Source organism: Ferruginibacter sp. (genome assembly GCF_031391665.1).
Classification (GTDB): Bacteria; Bacteroidota; Bacteroidia; order Chitinophagales; family Chitinophagaceae; genus Ferruginibacter.
In genome coordinates, this window is sequence record NZ_JANMUN010000248.1 from 1 (window position 1) to 19,263 (window position 19,263).

Below are 19,263 nucleotides of genomic sequence, written 5' to 3' on the forward strand. Positions count from 1 at the left end.
TTAATCCCCTTATTACAGGTTTGGAAATGGCAGGCCCGGTTGATAAAGTTGATACACCACCAATTTTTGTAAGCGACTCTATAATATTGGTTGAAGTATTTTGTAAAAAATCCTGTTTACGCATTACTGAAACTGCAAAAGGAACTTTTTTTAATTGAGTGGCACCGCTAACACCTGTAACCACTACCGCATTATTTTCCACTACCGATTCACCCAGCACAAAATCTTTTTTCGTATCGCCACTTACAATTATGTTTTCTGCAATGGTAGTGTAACCAATATGTGATACTTCTATTAAATGATTTCCTTCGGGAATATTTTTAATGGAGAAATTACCGTTGTTATCGGAAGAGGTGCCTGACTTTATATCATTAATGTAAACACTTGTGCCGGCAACGCCTTTACCGGTTTTAGCATCTGTTATTGTTCCGTAAAACGTACCTTTTAATACTTTTAAATTTTTTATTGATGGTAGAGTTGAAGAATTATTTTTTGCATTGGCACAGCATAATAAAAAAATACTGCCTGCTATAAGAAGAATACTTTTTTTCATCTTTAATTATTTATTTTTAATTATCAGCAATAACAAATTCCTACTAAGCGGATTGTTCGTTTGATAAGAGTAATGTTTGTGAATGAGTAACACTTATCTTAGATAGTAATAACTGTTACAAAAAATTGACGGAAAAAATCAGGCAGTATGCGGCGGGCCACGGTTCTCAAAAACTGTATGTGCAGCTGATAAAATAGTGCAATAAGGTACAGGTATGGAGTTGTTAAATAGCGCAGGATAATTTAAAGGCGATTGCGAATAGCTTATATCTGCATCTCTTGTAAGCTGGTATTCGCAAATAAAACATTTACTTTCTGATAAAGCTTTATAATAAATGCCGCCAGCATCTTTTTTTACAAAATCTTTCTTGTGTTCCTGTACCGTTGTATTATAAGTATGAGAATGCGATAGCTGAATTGCAGTGATGGAAAATAATAACAACAGCAAAAAACTGGCTGCTATTTTCTTTATCCATATTTTATTATTTTTCAGCACAAAACAAAGATAAACAATTGCTGCAACATTGTTGCAAATTAAAATTGAGGCATAATAGATATTTAAAATAAACGTTTGGTACACTAAACCTTTACTAATTGTTAAAGTCAAAACCTCACTAAATTTATTTTTATGAAAGTTTTAAGATCGCTACTACTTAGTATTACTTTTTTTGCAGCATTGTCTTTTAGTGCTAATGCCCAGCAGGATTCAACGGGAATGCCCGGCGACAACTTTAGTTTACAAGGCGCATTGGAAATGTTTAAACAGTCTGGTTCTCCTGAAGAATTTGAAAAACTAATTAACACCGAAGACAAAAACGTAAACAACCTCGATCTTAATGGAGATGGTGATATTGATTATATAAAAGTGATTGACAAGGCCGACAAAGATGTACATGCTTTTGTTTTGCAGGTAGCGATATCCGAAACAGAAAATCAGGATATTGCGGTGATAGAACTGGAAAAAACAGGCGACACCACTGCGGTGCTGCAAATAGTTGGTGATGAAGATATTTTTGGCGAGCAAACAATTGTAGAAGCATCCGACGAAGGAGATGAAGTTGATGAAGATAATAATCGAGGTTTGGGGAAAGGCCCAAGCGCCAATTTTTTTGAAACCAACCGTATTGTGGTAAATGTTTTTTTCTGGCCAGGTGTTCGTTTTGTTTACGGCCCGGTTTACAGGCCATGGGTTTCGCCATGGAGATGGAGGCATTACCCAAATTACTGGAGGCCGTGGCGTCCGTATGCATGGCATGTGTTTAACCCACGCCGTGTTTATTACCACCGCCATTATGCTGTAGTGCGTACACACAGGGTAGTGGCAGCGCACAGGATTTATGCACCATACAGGGTTTCGTCTGTTACAGTAAGAACAAGAACTACTGTTGCCCGTAACAATTATAACGTTACACGTACAACCAAACGTACAGTGGTAACAGGACCAAGGGGAAATACTCATGTTAGAAAAACACAAAATACCAGGGTACAAAGAAGAGGGGCCGCAGTGCAAGGAAGTAATGCAGAAGCTGTTGAGGACAGAAAAGAAAAGCGCAAGAAAAGAAGAGGTTGATTTTTTTATAAGAATTTTAAGCTGCAGGTTTATACTTGCAGCTTTTTTTATTTTAGGATTTTACCATTGATTTTAATGATTTAAAAAATTCAGTTACCTTGAAAAAAAATACTACTTGCTATGGATCAATACATTCTTTCTCTCGATCAGGGAACTACCAGCAGCCGTGCCATTATTTTTGATCAACAGGGATTAATAATAGCTGTGGCACAAAAAGAGTTTACACAATTTTTTCCTCAACCGGGTTGGGTAGAGCATGATGCCAATGAAATTTGGAGTACACAATTGGGTGTTGCTGCCGAAGCCATTTCAAAAGCTGGGTTAACGGTAGAAAATATTGCCGCTATTGGTATCACCAATCAAAGAGAAACAACTGTAGTGTGGGAAAAAGCAACAGGCAAACCGGTGTACAATGCTATTGTGTGGCAGGACAGAAGAACTGCATCTTTTTGCGATGAATTAAAAAGTAAAAATTTAGAAAGCACCATAAAAGAAAAAACCGGGTTGGTTATAGATGCTTATTTTTCTGCCACAAAAATAAAATGGATTTTAGATAATGTAGATGGCGCAAGAGCAAAAGCAAATAATGGCGAATTATGTTTTGGTACTATTGATACCTGGCTGCTGTGGAATTTAACCAAAGGACAAATTCATGCAACAGATGTTAGCAATGCAAGCCGTACCATGCTGTGTAATATTAATACACTGCAATGGGATGGAGAACTGGAAAAAATATTTGATATACCCGGCAATATGTTGCCACAAATACGCAGCAGCAGCGAAGTGTATGGCCATACACAAAATATTTTATCCGCAAAAAATATTCCTATTGCAGGTATAGCAGGCGATCAGCAGAGCGCCTTGTTCGGGCAAATGTGTACACAACCCGGTATGGTAAAAAATACTTACGGCACAGGCTGTTTTATGCTGATGAATACTGGCGAAAAACCGGTAACCTCTAACCATAATTTATTAACTACCGTTGCCTGGAAAGTAAATGGTATTACACATTATGCTTTGGAAGGCAGTGTATTTATTGCGGGTGCGGTAGTGCAATGGTTAAGGGATGGATTGGGTATCATCAATAAATCATCTGACGTGGAGGCATTAGCGGCTAAGGTTAACAGTAATGAAGGTGTGTATGTGGTGCCGGCATTTACCGGTCTTGGTGCTCCGCACTGGAACCAGGATGCAAGAGGCACTATTGTTGGGCTAACAAGAGGAAGCAATGCAAGCCATATTGCAAGGGCGGCGTTAGAAAGTATTGCTTACCAAACTATGGATGTATTGAAAGCCATGGAAGCCGATGCAGGAATTTCTATAAAAGAATTAAGGGTGGATGGAGGTGCAACGGCCAATGATTTATTAATGCAGTTTCAAAGTAATATTTTAAATACCAAAGTTTTGCGGCCAACCATTACAGAGACTACAGCATTAGGTGCAGCTTACCTTGCTGGCCTTGCAGTGGGTTACTGGAAAAATATCGAAGAGATACAGGCGCAATGGTTGATTGATAAAACATTTACACCATCCATGGAAGAAGAAAAAAGAAATGCATTGACGAAGGGTTGGCAAAAGGCGGTGGATACAACGATTAGTAATACTAAATAAACTTTAAATAATAATAACTTTTCGCAAACCCCGTCAGCGGTTGTAAACCCTGACGGCGGTTAATAGAATCTTCTACATTTTGTATGAACAGACCCGAAATGCTGCAACATCTTTACGCTACCACCGAATGGGACATTATCATCATCGGTGGTGGCGCAACAGGCCTCGGCACTGCTGTGGATGCTGCCACAAGAGGGTACAAAATTTTATTGGTAGAACAACATGATTTTGCAAAAGGCACATCAAGCCGCTCCACAAAACTGGTACACGGCGGCGTAAGGTATTTGGCACAGGGCAATATTAAATTGGTAAGAGAAGCATTAATGGAAAGAGGCTTACTGTTGAAAAATGCACCGCATGTTACCTCTAATCTTTCTTTTGTGTTGCCGTGTTACGGTTTATGGCAGAAAATATTTTATGGCGTTGGGTTAAAAATTTATGATCTAATGGCTGGTAATTTAGGGTTGGGCAAAACAAAAATTATCAACTCAAAAAAAACAAAAGAATTACTGCCTACAATTAATATAAAAAATTTAAGCGGTGCCATTGTTTATAAAGACGGCCAGTTTGATGATGCAAGGCTTGCCATTAATTTAGCACAAACTGCTGCAGCAAATGGCGCAACCGTTTTAAATTATTGTAAGGTGATTAAACTTTTAAAAACCCATTCGGGGGTTACAAACTCCGGCAGCAATTTATCAGAAAAAATTTGTGGCGTAATTATTAAGGATGAAATTAATGGAACGGACTATAATTTAAAATGCAAAGTTGTTATTAATGCCACCGGTGTTTTTGCAGATGAAGTATTGCAAATGGATGATGCCACTGCAGATAAAATTGTAAGTCCATCGCAGGGAATACATTTGGTGCTGGATAAAAAATTTTTTCCCGGTGCCGATGCAATGATGATACCCAAAACTGCTGATGGCAGGGTTTTATTTGCTGTGCCGTGGCATGATAAAGTTGTGGTGGGAACTACCGATACGCCAATAGAAAGTCATTCTTTAGAACCAAAACCGTTGGAAGCAGAGATAGAATTTATTATGCAGCACATTAATAAATATTTGGATGTTGCAATAAAACGGGCTGATGTACAAAGTGTTTTTGTGGGCTTGCGGCCCTTGGTAAAAAAAGGCGCCGGTAATAAAACTGCATTAATGCCACGTGATCATACTATACTTGTAAGCACAAGCGGCTTGGTAACTGTCACTGGCGGTAAATGGACCACTTACCGCAAAATGGCGAACGATGTTTTAAAAAAAGCTATGGCTGTTGCAAAACTTCCTGAAATAAAATGTGGTACCCAAAATTTAAAAATTCATGGATGGATAAATAATATTGATAAAAATGATCCTTTACATTTTTACGGTGCTGATGCCGTGCAAATAAAAAATCTTTGTAAAGAAGATCAAGCACTGGCTGAATTAATTCATGCTGCGCTGCCCAATTTAAAAGCTGAAATTATTTGGGCCATACAAAATGAAATGGCACAAACGGTGGAAGATGTTTTAGCAAGAAGAACAAGGATTTTATTTTTAAATGCACAGGCTGCAATAGAAGCAGCCCCAATTGTGGCAACAATAATGGCAAAGCAAATGAATAAAAATAATGAGTGGGAGTTGCAGCAAGTAAATAATTTTAATGTACTGGCAAAACAATATTTATTATCTTGAGTGCACTATCATATTTGTAACAGGTAGCAAAATGAAATAGTTTTTAACTTTCAACTTTTAACCATCAACTCTTTTCTTATGTCTCTATTTTTACCAGAATTTACCGGCACTGCTTTATTACTTTTATTGGGTAATGGTGTTAATGCCAATGTAGTGTTACATAAAACAAAAGGTAATAACAGCGGGTGGATAGTTATTGCATTTGGCTGGGCTATTGCAGTATTTGTAGGAGTATATGTTTGTACTTCTCTTGGTGGCGAAGGGCATTTAAACCCAGCCGTTACCATTGCCGATGCAATTAAAATAAACGACTGGACAAAAGTTCCGGTTTACATTGCGGCGCAAATGCTCGGTGCAATGACGGGGGCTTTTTTAGCATGGTTATCGTACCGGCAGCATTTTAACGAAACAACAGATGCTGATGGACAATTGGCTGTTTTTTGCAATGCTCCCGCAATAAAAAGTACCCCCAATAATTTAATAACCGAGATCATTGGCACATTTGCATTAGTGTTTGGTGCCTTTTCAATTGCAGGCGGAAAAATTAATGATGTGGGCATTTCTTTAGGTGCATTAAATGCTTTGCCTGTAGCATTGCTGGTGTTGGGTATTGGTTTATCATTAGGCGGGCCAACAGGTTATGCTATAAATCCTGCAAGAGATTTAGGCCCGAGAATAATGCATTTTATCTTACCTATAAAAAACAAAAGAGACAGCAATTGGGGCTATAGCTGGATACCTGTTGCAGGGCCAATTATTGGAGGCGTAATTGCAGCGCTGGTATTTAGAATTATTCAATAAAATTTTATTCATTTGCAATTTTAATATCTGCAATTATTGGATAATGATCCGAATAATTCACTTCAATTTTACTAAACTGTGTTACCTCAAATTTTTTATCTGCCAGTATATAATCAATTCTTAAAGTAGGCGAAATAAAACGGAAGGTCCTGCCGAAACCACTTCCCTTTTTTATAAATGCATCCTGAAGATTTTCTTTAACAGTAAAGTAAGCGTAGGAGTTAGGAACATCGTTAAAATCGCCACAGAGTATTACAGGGTAAGGGCTTTCTTTTATTTTTTTATTTAAAAATTCTGCCTGCAACGATCTTTTTTTATAGCCCTGTTTTAATTTCCACACAATCGATCTGGATTGGTTTATACTTTCCCTACCGGGATTTTTTAATATATGCAGGGCATCGTATTCATTATTTTCAAACCTTAGCGATTGCAGGTGTGCGGTAAAAACCCTTATTATTTGATCGTTCTTTTTTATATCTGCATAAATAAGCGGTTCGGCAAAATCATCTTTGTTATAAATAAATTGGGCAGTATCTGCAAAAGGGTATTTGCTCATAATAACTACAGCCGTTAATACAGCTGAAGTATAAAACCTTTCGGTGTAATTGGTTTTTGCAAAATAAGCATATTGATAACCTGCTTCTTTTAAAACAGCATTGATAGAATCACGGTACCTCATATTTTTATAATACAGGTATTCCTGAAAACACAATACATCTGCATCCTGCTTTTTTATCAGGTCAATCATAGCATACATATTATTTACTTTTTTTACCCGGTCGGTTTCGCCCCAGCTGGATAAATTCCAGTTTAATAACCGTAAGGTTTCAGGCTTTTTAGCAACGTTAAAAGTTTTGGCAGTATTAAAACTGAAGCACACCGAAATTTGTTGCCAGCCCAATAAAAGTGCAGCACCACAAAAAAATGCCCAACGGCTTTTTTTTATCAACCAGTAAATAAAAAAGCATAACACTGCAAAAAACAGCATGGGAAAAACAAGGCCCAGTAAGGCTATAAACCAATGTTTACCAGCATCCAAAAAAGGTACCAGGCAGGCCAGCAGATAAAAAAGTACGGCAATAATATTAGCACTAACAAACGAAACCCATATAATTTTTTTTAACTTTAGCACCATATATTAAATAAAATTACGCCTTTACAACTTCAAATTGACAGCTTCGGTATATTAAAAGGATTGTTTTTAAAAGAAAAGTAACCAGCTTTTTACCTATCTGCCTGCATATAATTAAAAGAAGAGGCTCCAGCTAAAAACTCTTCATTTTAAATACGAAATTTCAAACTTCAAATTTCAGTTTTCCATCTCCATCCCTTACCTTTGCCGCTCAAATTTACACCTCATTATAATAAAATATTATTTATGGCCAATACGGGTAAAGTAAAATCAGTAATCGGTGCGGTAGTTGACGTACAGTTTGATAAAGACAGCAAACTCCCCGAAATTTTAAATGCATTAGAATTAAAACGTGAAAACGGCGATACTCTGGTATTAGAAGTGCAGCAGCATTTGGGTGAAGACAGTGTACGCACCATTGCAATGGATGGTACCGAAGGTTTGGTACGTGGTACCGTGGTAATTGATACCGGAATTCCTATTGCAATGCCAGTTGGTGATGCAATTAAAGGCCGTTTATTTAATGTAACTGGCGACGCTATTGACGGTTTACCACAAGTAAGCAAAGTTGGTGGCCGTCCTATTCATAATAAGCCGCCATTATTCGAAAACTTAAGTACTGCCAGTGAAATATTATTTACCGGTATTAAAGTTATTGATTTAATTGAGCCTTATGCAAAAGGTGGTAAAATTGGTTTGTTTGGTGGTGCCGGTGTGGGTAAAACAGTATTAATTCAGGAGTTGATCAATAATATTGCAAAAGCATACAGTGGTGTATCGGTATTTGCAGGTGTGGGAGAAAGAACCCGTGAAGGAAACGATTTGATGAGAGAGATGATTGAAGCAGGTATCATGAATTACGGCGATAAGTTTAAGCATAGTATGGAAGAAGGCGGATGGGATTTGAGCGCTGTAAATATGGAAGATTTGAAAGAATCAAAAGCAACTTTTGTATTCGGACAAATGAACGAACCGCCGGGAGCAAGGGCTCGTGTGGCATTAAGCGGTTTAACTATTGCGGAATATTTCCGTGATGGGGATGGCACCGGGCAGGGAAAAGACATTTTATTTTTCGTAGATAATATCTTCCGTTTTACACAGGCAGGTTCCGAGGTTTCTGCTTTGCTTGGCCGTATGCCAAGTGCGGTAGGGTATCAGCCCACGTTAGCAACCGAAATGGGATTGATGCAGGAGCGTATTACTTCTACAAAAAATGGTTCTATCACTTCGGTACAGGCAGTATATGTACCTGCGGATGATTTAACCGATCCGGCTCCGGCAACAACATTTGCTCACCTGGATGCTACAACAGTATTGAGTCGTAAGATAGCGGATTTGGGTATTTATCCTGCGGTTGATCCTTTAGACAGTACTTCAAGAATTTTAACTGTTGCTATTGTAGGTGCAGAGCATTACAATACTGCTGACAGGGTAAAATTAATTTTACAACGTTATAAAGAATTACAGGATATCATTGCCATTCTTGGTTTGGATGAATTGAGTGATGAAGATAAATTGATAGTATCAAGAGCACGTAAAGTACAACGTTTTTTAAGTCAGCCTTTCTTTGTGGCCGAGCAGTTCACCGGTTTAAAAGGTGTGTTGGTGCCAATAGAAGATACCATCCGTGGTTTCAATGCAATTATGGATGGCGAAGTGGATGAATATCCCGAAGCAGCGTTTAACCTTGTAGGTACGTTGGAAGATGCAATGGAAAAAGGTAAGAAGTTGATGGCAGCGGCGCAGGCGTAGCCCCTGTCCCCTAAAGGGAACTAAGGTAGTCGCATCATTAGATTTTTTAAAAGCTCTTAATTTTGTTATTTCAAATTTTGAGCCCAGCTTTAGAATTTCTATTTAGCTTCATTGGCGTCGCACTCTTGTACAGAATACCATTATTGAGCACTGAGGAAAGAAGAAGTGTTATTTGAAACATTTGAATTTAGCACTATAGCAATTAATTTAATTAACTAACAAACCAAGTTCCCCCTTCAGGGGGGCAGGGGGCATGAACTTAGAAATATTAACACCAGAAAGCAAAATTTTTAGCGGTGAAGTTTACGGCGTTCAACTGCCGGGCATCAGTGGTTCGTTTGAAGTATTGGATAAGCATGCACCAATGGTAAGTGCTTTAAAAAACGGCAACCTTAAAATTTTAAAAGATAAATCTGCAACAGCATTGTACACCATACAAAGCGGCTTTGTAGAAGTATTAAATAATAAAGTAACTGTGCTGGTAGAAGGTGCAAAAGAATTGTAACTGGAAGCTCCTGCTTCCAGCCCCATAAAAAACCATCCCGCTATTTGGCGGGATGGTTTTTTTATTAGTGTATATTCGTGTTAACAGTGATAAATAAAATCTCCATAATAATTCCAACTTATAACGAAGCAGAAAACATTGCTGCTTTAATTAATTATTTAAAAAGTAACAGTAAAAATTCAATTGCCGAAATTATTGTAACTGATGGTGGCAGTACAGATGAAACCATTGCACTTGCTTCATCTTCGGGTGCAATAACTTTTACATCACCACAAAAAGGCAGAGCGGCTCAAATGAATTATGGCGCTTCAAAAGCAAGTGGCGATATTTTATATTTTGTACATGCCGATACTTTTCCGCCAGTAAGTTTTGCAACGGATATTATTGAAGCTGTAAAAAATAATTTTGATTGCGGCCGCTATCAAACTAAATTCAACAGTAAAAAATGGATATATAAATTCAATGCATTTTTTACCAGGTTCGATTGGTTTATTTGCTATGGTGGCGACCAAACATTTTTTATCACCCAAAAATTATTTACTGCATTGGATGGATTTAAAAACGATATGCTGATAATGGAGGAATATGATTTAACTGCAAGGGCAAAACAAAAAGGCCATTATAAAATTTTTAATAAAACCACTCTTATAAGCATCAGAAAATACGAAGGCAGAAGCTGGTGGCAGGTACAAATGGCCAACAGAAAAGCCATACAACTTTTTAAAAGCGGTGCATCGCAACAGCAAATAGTGGATCAGTATAAATTAATGTTGAAAAAATAATACCACCAGCAGGTATAAATTTTATAATCTGTATCCCGGTATTTTACGTAATTAAAAAAATGGAAAGATTCATTAATGGCATTCAGCAAGTGGGTATTGGCGTTGCTGATGCTGATGAAGCTTTTGTATGGTACAAAAAAATATTTGGGATAGATATTGTTGTATTTAAAGATGCAGCCACTGCCACCTTAATGAAACAATATACCGGCGGCATTGCAGAGGAACGTTATGCAATACTGGCCATGAATTTACAAGGGGGCGGAGGATTTGAAATTTGGCAGTACACCAATAAAATTCCTAAAGCTGGCGGTTGGCAAATTGGCTTAGGCGATACAGGCATTTTTGCCGTTAAAATAAGGTGTAAAGATGCAGGTGCCACCCATACTTTTTATAAAAATAACGGCGTCAATATAATTTCTTCAATAGCCATAAGTCCCGGCGGTAAAAAACATTTTTACATTAAAGATCCCTGGAATAATATTTTTGAAATTATTGAAGATGATTACTGGTTTACTAACGACAATAAACTTACCGGTGCGGTATGCGGTGTAACTATCGGCGTTATTGCAATGGAAAAAGCTATTGACTTTTATAAAAATGTATTAGGCTTTAGTAAAGAAATTTTTAATGATGTGGCGGTGTTTAAAGACTGGAAAGGATTGCATGGCAGCGAAAGAAAATGCAAACGTGTAATTTTAAGTAAGCCATGGAAACCAACCGGTGCCTTTGGAAAATTATTAGGCCCGGTACAAATAGAACTGATAAAAGCAGAAAATTTTACTCCTCAAAAAATTTATGCTAACCGCCATTGGGGAGATTTGGGTTTTATACATGTTTGTTTTGATATTAATGGTATGGATACCCACGAAAAAATTTGTGCCGAAAAAAAATATCCATTAACGGTTAACAGTTGTAATGGTTTTGATATGGGAGAAGCATCGGGCCACTTTGCGTATAACGAAGACCCCGACGGCACTTTGATAGAATATGTGGAAACACATAAAGTGCCTGTAGCAAAAAAAATTGGTTTGTATCTTAATTTAAAAAAAAGAGACCCTGCAAAATGTTTACCTAACTGGTTGGTAAAGTGCTTACGGTTTAGCAGGGTAAAATAATTAATCCATTTGTTTTTTTAACTGCACATATGCCCAGGCTGTAAAAGGCAGTATTAAAAAAAGTAAAATACTCATCCAGTTTTTAGTAATGCAATAGCACAAAGTAATTAGCAGCATTAAATAAACCGGGTATAAAAAAAATAACAACCCCACCATTTTAGAATCAAAATGTCCTTCTTCTTTTATTAGTGTATTACCGAGCCACTTTACAAAATAATAAAATGGCGCATGAATAATATAACCAGCTGCAGCTGGTATGCCCAATAGTATTTTTTTTATCGGCGGCTGCTGTACATATAATATTTTATGCAATTCAAGTTTGTTATGTGTGTCAATTTCAAAAACAAATGGCTGCAGTTGCTGTAAAAGACTGGCATTAAATGATTGTATATTTTTTCCGTGACCGTTAGCATCATCAATATTTTTTGCAGTAATAAAATCACCAAAAAAAATGTGCAGGTTTTTACCAAATTTTTTAAAGGAGCTGTAATTAATACCAACGGGTAATACTTTAAGGTCAATGCCATCCTGCCAGCTGCTGATGGCCAGGCGTGCCGTACCTTTTTTAAGCGGACGTAAATGCCACTCGTTAATACATCTGCCTTCGCTAAAAATTAATACAATGCCATTTTGCCTAAAAATTTTTTTGCATTCTTCAAAAGTTTTATAATTCTCTTCTAAATTTTCTACCCCTTCACTTACCCTGTACACTGGCAATAATTTAAGGCTGTACAAAACTTTTGCAAAAAAATTATTTTTAAAGGCATCGCCTCTTGCCAATGAGTAAACCGGTTTATCAAACAGCGTACAAAAAATTATAGCATCTAAAAATGAGTTGGGATGATTTACGGCAAGTAATAACGGGCCGTTCTGTTGTAATATTTCTTCTTTATTAATAGTAATATTTCTGCAATAAATTTTTATTGCAAGCCGGGCAATTATTTTTACAAATGAATACAGCAATACTTCCTTATTTAAAAGGGAAGATAATTATTTATCCAGTAAATAAGCAATTGAAGATTGACGCAGGTCTTTTTCTTCATCAATATCATTAAGGGATGTAAGCAAATGACAGGTTAAGCTTTGCATATTTATCTTATTTATCGTTTCAATAAAAACCTTTTCTGTACTCCATTCTATATTGCTAAATATATCTTTAAAGGGATGTTGCATACCCAACAAATAATATCCGCCATCAATTGCAGGGCCAATTACTGTTTTACAGGTTTGTAGATTTTCGAAAGCTTCAGCAATTACCCGGCTGGTTAATTCGTAACAATCGCTTCCTATTATGCAAATTTTATTAAACCCAAGGCTGAATACTTCCTCAAAAGCATTTTTCATTCTTTCTCCTAAATTATTGCCAGTTTGCAATCTTTTTTCATAGCTATTCCATACATCATCTTCATTTAAATAGTCAGCGTAAAAAACAAATTTTGTTGGAGCAACAAGCTGCGAAATACTTTTGGTATGTTGTAATAAATGTTTATACACCAGCAATGTTTTTTCATCACCAATGGTTGCTGCCAATCTTGTTTTTACCTTAGATAAAATAGGATTGCGAACGAATATGATTAAAGCAGATTTCATTTTAATAATTAAAAAAAATGTGAACCGCCGACGGGGCTAAAAGCCGCCGTCGGGGTTTATTCAACCCAGTCAGCGGTTGTGTAAAAAAGATAACGATACTATTTAACAGCATCCACCACCATCATAAAAAAATGTAGAGGGAGAAATAAAAATATCATCCCGGTTTAAATTCGCTAAAGCACCTGCAGTTTTATCGCATACTGCCAATGGCTGATTAGGAAATAATACATGACCTTTATTATCATCCAGGCATTCTTTGCTGCCATAATAGATGGCCGTTTTGCCTGTAAAAACACAAGGCCCGTCGGCAGGCATCGGATCTTTAATAGCACATACTTCAACACTTTCTATATAAATTAATTTATCGGTAGCGTAATTTTTAGGGTCTAAAATTCTGTACGCTCTTTTCGCTCTTATCTCTACTGTACCAAAACCAATGTCGGTAATCATTTTGATATAATCTTTTAATGGCAACGAACCGCTAAGGCACAATGCCCTTAATCTTTCATCCTCTCTTAATGCTTCGGGCATTTCAGTTTCACAAGTGGGGTCGCTCATTACCAAACGGCCACGTGGTTTAAGTACCCGGTACATTTCGCTCAATGCTTTTTTTAATTCGTCCTGCTTAAAAATATTGAACAAGCAATTTTGTGCTGCTACATCAATGCTGTTATCTTCTACAGGTAAATTCAACGCATCACCTTTTCTTAAATCAACCATTTCTTTTTTAAACCAGGGATTTAATTTTTCTGCCTCATCAAAATTTCTTCTGCTGGCGGCTAACATTTCATCCACCACATCTACACCCACCACACCATTTTTTTGCCTGCTGAAATAGGCAAACTGCAACAGTTCCATTCCGCCACCAACACCAACGTATAAAATTTTAGGGTTGTTCACCAAATCTCTGGGGTTAACGGTACTGCCGCAACCATAATTCATTTGTTGCATAATTACCGGCATATCCAAGCCGGGCAATTGCCAAACAGGCGTGGTAGTGCAGCATAATCCTACATCAGGTTTTTCTGCTGCTGCTTTGTAAACATCTTTGGTGGTTTCTAAATAAGAGGTGCTCATTTTGTTTGTTTTATTAAATTAATAGTTTAAAAATTATAACGTACACTCAACTGCCCCTGCGTTCTTGATAATATTGGATCGTACTGCCAGGGTGCAGTAGTGGTATTATTAAAATTAAGTTCCGGTGCAGTTGCAGTATTTGCTCTTGCTACGGTTAATAATTGATAACTGCTGTTTAATACATTGGGTACATAATATTGCCTGCCCCATGTTTTTGAAATTAAATTAGAAATATTAAAAACATCCAGCGAAAAACTTACAGCCTGTGCATTATTTTTATTACCAATCATCAGTGTATGCACAATTTTAATATCCATTTGATTATTCCAGGGTGTTCTTGCGCCGTTACGTTCGGCATATTTTCCCCTGCGTTTACTTAAATATTTATCGTTACTGATGTAGGTATCTAATTGGCTCCATTGATTGGCAGCAGAATTAGTTATGTTACCGGCTCCATCTTTAATATCGGCTAAATTACTTTCACTGATATTTTGTGGTATGTAAATTAAATCATTATTTGGCGAACCATCCCTGTTTATATCTCCAATGTAAGTATAAGTGTAAGGGCTACCCGATTGTGCAATGTACACCAATGTAAAAAAGGTGGCAGCCTTTTTCCATTTTTTATTAAATTGAAATGTAGAAATACTCCTGTGCCTTAAATCAAAATTAGAATATGATAACTGCGGATTATTTGGATGTATGGTTTGGTTAAATTCCCAATTTGCCTGCGGCGAAACCCTTACACCATTCGCTTTATCTTTTGATACACCATAAGTATAAGCAGTGTTTGCCCTGAATGTTTTATAACGTTTTGCTACCGATGCTGTAATGCTGTACCTGTAGCCATCTTTTGTATTAGTTAATAAAAATACATTGGTAAATGCGGCATTATATTTTTGTTGATTGCCGTTGCCTAAATAAACGGGGCGATTATCACCCGTACCTTTTAATACTGCCGTACTGTCTCTTAAGTTTACTGTTTTATATAAAATATCGTATAAGGTTTTTGTGTAAGTTGCATCAATAGTAAAACTCCAATCATTTTTAATTTTTACATCAATACCCAAACTGCTCCGCATTACTTTTGGCAAACGAAAATTATTATCCAATAAATTTATTTCTCTAATACCGGGTTGATACATTGCTGCAACTTGTGCCACATCGCTGTTTAATGGCACTACACCAGTTGGCCTGTAATCAATATTACCATAAGTGGTACCGGTGTTGTAGTAGGGATACGCTAACCATGCAAAAGGCATACGGCCATTAAAAATACCTGACCCTCCCCTGACTATTAAATTTTTATTGCCCAGCACATCCCAATTAAAACCAAAACGTGGAGCCAACTGCGGCCTGGCATAATTTTTATTTTGATAATTTGCAAATTCTTTTGTTGCAGTAATAATTGAATTGGTAGCCGGTCTGTCAGGGTATAAAGTTGCATCGGTACGCAACCCAATAGTAAGTTGTAATTTTTTATTTACTGCAATATCATCCTGTATGTACTGGCTTAATAAAAATACCCTGAAATTTGCTGACGGTGTGGCTTTGTTATATTCGTAATCGTTGTTTTGTAAATTATAAACGCCTCTTATGCGGCTTGGTTTATTGGCATAAAAATCATCAACGTTTCTGTAAGCCCACCTGCCATTAAACGCAGTAAGAAATTTGTAATTAACGCTGTATAACTCGTTGTGTATGCCTAAAGTAAAATTGTGTTTGCCGCGGTTGTAAGTAAGGTTATTGGTAAATTCAAAAGTTTTTAGTGTAAGGCCATACACTGCCGCTTCTCTGTATGTGCCGGCATAAATAGTGTTAGCGGTGTTATAAGTAATTTCAATATGCGGAAAAAAAACACCATTCGTTTCTCTGTAGTCATCGGTTTGTGTATAGCCAATTATTAAGTTGTTAGATAAATTTTTTGCAAAATTGCTGCGTACTTCCATAACAGTACTGTTAGTGGTGCTGTGGTGTTTAAATCCCTGGCTGCCAAAATTGAGAACGTTGGCACTTCGTTCGCCATAATCGGCAAAGGCTTTTACATAATTATGCCTGATACTTAATTTGTGAATGGTATTTATATTCCAGTCTAATTTTAAAAATATTTTATTGCTTTGGCTTTGTAAATCTATTTTATCGTAAGAGCCGGAATTGTAATTGAATCTTTTTAATAACGTATCATAAATTGCTTTTGCAACAGCAAACGGAATAGCTGCACCTGCACTGCCCGGTGCAAAACCTACTGGCTCACTTTTACGGGCAATTTCTGCGGCAGCAAAATAAAATAATTTATTTTTTATTATAGGGCCACCAATTCTAAAACCAGTTTGATAATCGTAAAATTTTTCAATTTTAGTGCGGTTCTCATCGGCACTTTTACCTGTAATATTTTGATTGCGGCCACTAAAAAAAATTGAGCCATTTGTTTTATTAGTACCACTTTTTGTTACTGCATTTACACTGCCGCCGGTAAAATTGCCCAGCACTACATTAAAAGGCGAAAGCTCTACCTGTACTTCTTGTATGGCTTCTAAACTTATGGGTTGTGTTTTTGCTAAGCCACCGGGGTTGCCTGTTGCTAATGAACCGGCAGCTCCGCTTGCAGGCTCGGTAAAACCAAAAGCATCATTGAGCGATGCGCCATCAACACTTAAATTATTATAGCGGTAATTGGCTCCTGCAAAACTATTGCCATTAGCCTGTGCAGTTAGCCTTGTAAAATCCTGCAGGCTGCGGTTTAAAGTGGGCAACTGTGCTAATTGTGTACCGGTAATATTGTTACCAAAACTAATTTTCTTTTTATTATTTGCAGCTACCATTACTTCATTAAGCAAAGTGGTTTTGCTTATTAATTCCACCTCGGCCACATAATAGTTTCCTAAAGAAAGATAAACATCGGATATAGTATCTGTAGTATAACCAATAAAAGATGTTATAACCGTGTAGGGCCCGCCACTTTTCATATTGGTAATAATAAAATTGCCATTGGTTTGTGTAATGGCAGTATATTTTTCGCCTGTAGTTTCTAAAACAGCTTGTATGGTAGCGTTGGCAAACTTTGTTTTATCTGTTGATAAAACAACAGTGCCTTTAATACCCGAAGTTGTTATTTGAGCAGCTAAATTAATAACAATAAAAAATACTGATACAGTAATGATAAACTTTTGCATTTAATCCGGGCTGATTTTTTTGTGAAAGGCTTTGATTTTTCACCTTTAAAGTGAAAGTAATTTTACGCTGACGTAATAATTAGAGTATTGAAAAAGTGGGCGGGCCACGTAAGGCCGGGCTATTGTAAAAAAACTGTTGCAATAAAAGAGTAGTTGAATAAAACCTGTTATAAATGCTGATTGATAAAAGACTTAACAACTTTATAAAATTATCAGGTAGAGCCTGTTTACGTAAAGCATTCAGGTTACCGGCATTATTTATATCTTGTTTATACTGCAGGATATGAAAAGAGGCGTTTAAATTATCTTTAAAATGAGCAGTAATATTTTTAAAGAGTTGGCTGCTGCACCAGTTTAAGTTTAAAAAAATACCTCTTTGATAATATTTTTTTTGCAGCGCCAGTAAATAAAATCCACCACGGTTGTCGGCCCCGATAACATTGGTATTATTTTGTAATTGACTGTTGGCTGTTAATATATCTGTTGCGGATAATGTGGCGCAATCGCTGCCAATGGTAATTAAATTAGTATAACCTTTGTCAAAACAATATTCAGCAGCATTACAAAATTTTTCTCCAAAATTGCTGCCCTGCTGTTGTAATTCGTCTATTATAATAAATGGAAGCTTTGTTTCTTTTGTGATACTAATCGTTTTATTATAAAGTGCCTGGTGGAGTTGTATATTTTTTTTATGATCGGTATGCAGTTTTTTACAAATGCTTTCTGATTTTGCCGAACGGCTGAATATTAATATGACAGTATTTTGTTGCAGCGTATGTTTTTTTTATTTACGTTAATAAGTTGAAACAGGATTTATTCTGCAACCGCACCACCGCAACTGCTGCCTGCACCCGCCGTGCAACCAAAACAATGCTGGTTAACCACAATAGAACGGTTTTGTAATGTGGTACTGTTGAATTGTGCAATGTGCCTGCTGCTGCAATCCACTTTTAACTCCAGCATTTGATTAAAATCGCAATCGTAAATAAATCCATCCCAACCAATGGAAAGCGTATTGCGGCACATTACATTACTTGCTGCCACCGGGTTAAATGCAGCAATCAATTTTTCCATATACTTTTCGTAATTGCCACTTTGCAATAGATAATCTAAATAACGGCTGATAGGTAAATTGGTAATGGCAAAAAGCGCATTGAAAGAAATATTGAAATCTTTTTTTAATGCAGTTTTAAATTCTTTTTCCAAAGCTGTTTGTGATGGTGGTAAAAATGCACCGGCTGGATTATACACTAAATTTAAAGTAAGGCCACTGCCTTCCATTCCATAACCAACGGCATTTAGCATTTGTAAGGCGGTAATGCTATCTTCAAAAACACCATCCCCTCTTTGTTTATCTGTTCTGTCGGCGGTGTAAAAAGGTAAAGAAGAAACTACTTCTATATTATGCAGTTTAAAAAATTCGGGAAGGTCGTAATATTTTTTGTTAGCACGGATGATGGTAAGATTGCACCGTACAATTATTTTTATTTGAGGATTAGCTTTTTTTATTTCGTTTACAAAAAACCTGAAATCAGGATTCATTTCGGGTGCGCCACCCGTTAGATCAACTGTGGTAAATGAAGGATTATTTTTTATTACCTCTACACATTGCAGCATGGTTTCCTTTGTCATTATTTCTTTGCGGTCCGGCCCGGCATCTACATGGCAGTGTTTGCAAACCTGGTTGCACATTTTGCCTACGTTAATTTGAAAAACTTCTAATGCAGTTGGCAGCAATGGATACAATCCAATGGCTTCCAATTTTTGTTGAAATGGAATTAACCTGAATGCATCATCATGATTTACACCATGCTCTAATATTTCTATTTGTTCATGTGCATCTGCAAGAATATTGTGCTGTGCTTTTAATGATTTCATTGGCCCTGTTCCCAAAAGGGAAAATTAATTTGTTAGTGTATAATTTATTTTT

General features: G+C 36.7%; 17 protein-coding genes. 8 read left to right on the forward strand and 9 right to left on the reverse strand.

The window, feature by feature from the left end; translation table 11 throughout:
* Nucleotides 1-553: carboxypeptidase-like regulatory domain-containing protein (locus ACY651_RS18800; protein WP_462255046.1), on the reverse strand; the 553-nt coding region annotated here is incomplete at its 3' end.
* A gap of 138 nt (nucleotides 554-691) precedes the next feature.
* Nucleotides 692-1,159 (reverse strand): hypothetical protein, encoded by a 468-nt coding sequence (locus ACY651_RS18805; RefSeq protein WP_462255047.1) that lies wholly within the window; start codon nucleotides 1,157-1,159, stop codon nucleotides 692-694.
* 21 nt (nucleotides 1,160-1,180) lie between these two features.
* Between ACY651_RS18805 and ACY651_RS18810 the strand changes: the two genes are divergently transcribed.
* From ACY651_RS18810 to ACY651_RS18825, 4 genes are all read left to right on the forward strand, one after another.
* A complete protein-coding gene (locus tag ACY651_RS18810) occupies nucleotides 1,181-2,122 on the forward strand; it encodes a hypothetical protein (RefSeq protein WP_462255048.1) in 942 nt (313 codons plus the stop codon).
* Between the two features lie 120 nt (nucleotides 2,123-2,242).
* Nucleotides 2,243-3,733, forward strand: a complete 1,491-nt coding sequence (glpK, locus tag ACY651_RS18815) for a glycerol kinase GlpK (protein WP_462255049.1) — start codon at nucleotides 2,243-2,245, stop codon at nucleotides 3,731-3,733.
* Nucleotides 3,734-3,816: 83 nt separating this feature from the next.
* A complete protein-coding gene (locus ACY651_RS18820) occupies nucleotides 3,817-5,406 on the forward strand; it encodes a glycerol-3-phosphate dehydrogenase/oxidase (protein ID WP_462255050.1) in 1,590 nt (529 codons plus the stop codon).
* 78 nt (nucleotides 5,407-5,484) lie between these two features.
* Nucleotides 5,485-6,207, forward strand: coding sequence for an MIP/aquaporin family protein (locus tag ACY651_RS18825; protein WP_462255051.1), 723 nt, complete (start codon nucleotides 5,485-5,487; stop codon nucleotides 6,205-6,207).
* 4 nt (nucleotides 6,208-6,211) lie between these two features.
* On the opposite strand, the gene ACY651_RS18830 is transcribed toward ACY651_RS18825, so the two are convergent.
* Nucleotides 6,212-7,342: an endonuclease/exonuclease/phosphatase family protein gene (locus ACY651_RS18830; protein WP_462255052.1), complete on the reverse strand. Its 1,131-nt coding sequence runs from the start codon at nucleotides 7,340-7,342 to the stop codon at nucleotides 6,212-6,214.
* 243 nt (nucleotides 7,343-7,585) lie between these two features.
* Between ACY651_RS18830 and atpD the strand changes: the two genes are divergently transcribed.
* The 4 genes from atpD to ACY651_RS18850 all read left to right on the forward strand — a co-directional run bounded on the left by atpD (nucleotide 7,586) and on the right by ACY651_RS18850 (nucleotide 11,493).
* Nucleotides 7,586-9,091 carry a F0F1 ATP synthase subunit beta gene (atpD, locus tag ACY651_RS18835; protein ID WP_462255053.1) on the forward strand — a complete coding sequence of 502 codons (1,506 nt, stop codon included), beginning with the start codon at nucleotides 7,586-7,588 and terminating at the stop codon, nucleotides 9,089-9,091.
* A gap of 253 nt (nucleotides 9,092-9,344) precedes the next feature.
* A complete protein-coding gene (gene atpC / locus ACY651_RS18840) occupies nucleotides 9,345-9,596 on the forward strand; it encodes an ATP synthase F1 subunit epsilon (protein ID WP_462222411.1) in 252 nt (83 codons plus the stop codon).
* Between the two features lie 86 nt (nucleotides 9,597-9,682).
* Nucleotides 9,683-10,378 carry a TIGR04283 family arsenosugar biosynthesis glycosyltransferase gene (locus tag ACY651_RS18845; RefSeq protein ID WP_462255054.1) on the forward strand — a complete coding sequence of 232 codons (696 nt, stop codon included), beginning with the start codon at nucleotides 9,683-9,685 and terminating at the stop codon, nucleotides 10,376-10,378.
* A gap of 59 nt (nucleotides 10,379-10,437) precedes the next feature.
* Nucleotides 10,438-11,493, forward strand: a complete 1,056-nt coding sequence (locus tag ACY651_RS18850) for a VOC family protein (RefSeq protein WP_462255055.1) — start codon at nucleotides 10,438-10,440, stop codon at nucleotides 11,491-11,493.
* On the opposite strand, the gene ACY651_RS18855 is transcribed toward ACY651_RS18850, so the two are convergent.
* From ACY651_RS18855 to arsS, 6 genes are all read right to left on the reverse strand, one after another.
* Complete coding sequence (locus ACY651_RS18855; protein ID WP_462255056.1) at nucleotides 11,494-12,456, reverse strand: 1-acyl-sn-glycerol-3-phosphate acyltransferase; 963 nt, start codon at nucleotides 12,454-12,456, stop codon at nucleotides 11,494-11,496.
* A gap of 27 nt (nucleotides 12,457-12,483) precedes the next feature.
* Entirely contained in the window at nucleotides 12,484-13,083 is a 600-nt protein-coding gene (locus tag ACY651_RS18860; RefSeq protein ID WP_462255057.1) for a TIGR04282 family arsenosugar biosynthesis glycosyltransferase, read from the reverse strand.
* 102 nt (nucleotides 13,084-13,185) lie between these two features.
* Complete coding sequence (arsM, locus tag ACY651_RS18865) at nucleotides 13,186-14,160, reverse strand: arsenosugar biosynthesis arsenite methyltransferase ArsM (protein WP_462255058.1); 975 nt, start codon at nucleotides 14,158-14,160, stop codon at nucleotides 13,186-13,188.
* A gap of 26 nt (nucleotides 14,161-14,186) precedes the next feature.
* Entirely contained in the window at nucleotides 14,187-17,333 is a 3,147-nt protein-coding gene (locus tag ACY651_RS18870) for a TonB-dependent receptor (protein ID WP_462255059.1), read from the reverse strand.
* A gap of 79 nt (nucleotides 17,334-17,412) precedes the next feature.
* Nucleotides 17,413-18,105 carry a DUF2064 domain-containing protein gene (locus ACY651_RS18875; protein WP_462255099.1) on the reverse strand — a complete coding sequence of 231 codons (693 nt, stop codon included), beginning with the start codon at nucleotides 18,103-18,105 and terminating at the stop codon, nucleotides 17,413-17,415.
* Nucleotides 18,106-18,146: 41 nt separating this feature from the next.
* Nucleotides 18,147-19,211, reverse strand: coding sequence for an arsenosugar biosynthesis radical SAM (seleno)protein ArsS (arsS, locus tag ACY651_RS18880; protein WP_462255060.1), 1,065 nt, complete (start codon nucleotides 19,209-19,211; stop codon nucleotides 18,147-18,149).
* Nucleotides 19,212-19,263: the final 52 nt, after the last annotated feature.

Excerpts from the sequence above, each read along its gene's own strand:
- atpC (WP_462222411.1), top strand. The coding sequence starts at position 9,345 with ATGAACTTAGAAATATTAACACCAGAAAGCAAAATTTTTAGCGGTGAA.
- arsS (WP_462255060.1), bottom strand. The coding sequence starts at position 19,211 with ATGAAATCATTAAAAGCACAGCACAATATTCTTGCAGATGCACATGAA.
- ACY651_RS18820 (WP_462255050.1), top strand. The coding sequence starts at position 3,817 with ATGAACAGACCCGAAATGCTGCAACATCTTTACGCTACCACCGAATGG.
- arsM (WP_462255058.1), bottom strand. The coding sequence starts at position 14,160 with ATGAGCACCTCTTATTTAGAAACCACCAAAGATGTTTACAAAGCAGCA.
- ACY651_RS18810 (WP_462255048.1), top strand. The coding sequence starts at position 1,181 with ATGAAAGTTTTAAGATCGCTACTACTTAGTATTACTTTTTTTGCAGCA.
- ACY651_RS18860 (WP_462255057.1), bottom strand. The coding sequence starts at position 13,083 with ATGAAATCTGCTTTAATCATATTCGTTCGCAATCCTATTTTATCTAAG.
- ACY651_RS18830 (WP_462255052.1), bottom strand. The coding sequence starts at position 7,342 with ATGGTGCTAAAGTTAAAAAAAATTATATGGGTTTCGTTTGTTAGTGCT.
- ACY651_RS18825 (WP_462255051.1), top strand. The coding sequence starts at position 5,485 with ATGTCTCTATTTTTACCAGAATTTACCGGCACTGCTTTATTACTTTTA.
- glpK (WP_462255049.1), top strand. The coding sequence starts at position 2,243 with ATGGATCAATACATTCTTTCTCTCGATCAGGGAACTACCAGCAGCCGT.
- ACY651_RS18870 (WP_462255059.1), bottom strand. The coding sequence starts at position 17,333 with ATGCAAAAGTTTATCATTACTGTATCAGTATTTTTTATTGTTATTAAT.
- ACY651_RS18850 (WP_462255055.1), top strand. The coding sequence starts at position 10,438 with ATGGAAAGATTCATTAATGGCATTCAGCAAGTGGGTATTGGCGTTGCT.
- atpD (WP_462255053.1), top strand. The coding sequence starts at position 7,586 with ATGGCCAATACGGGTAAAGTAAAATCAGTAATCGGTGCGGTAGTTGAC.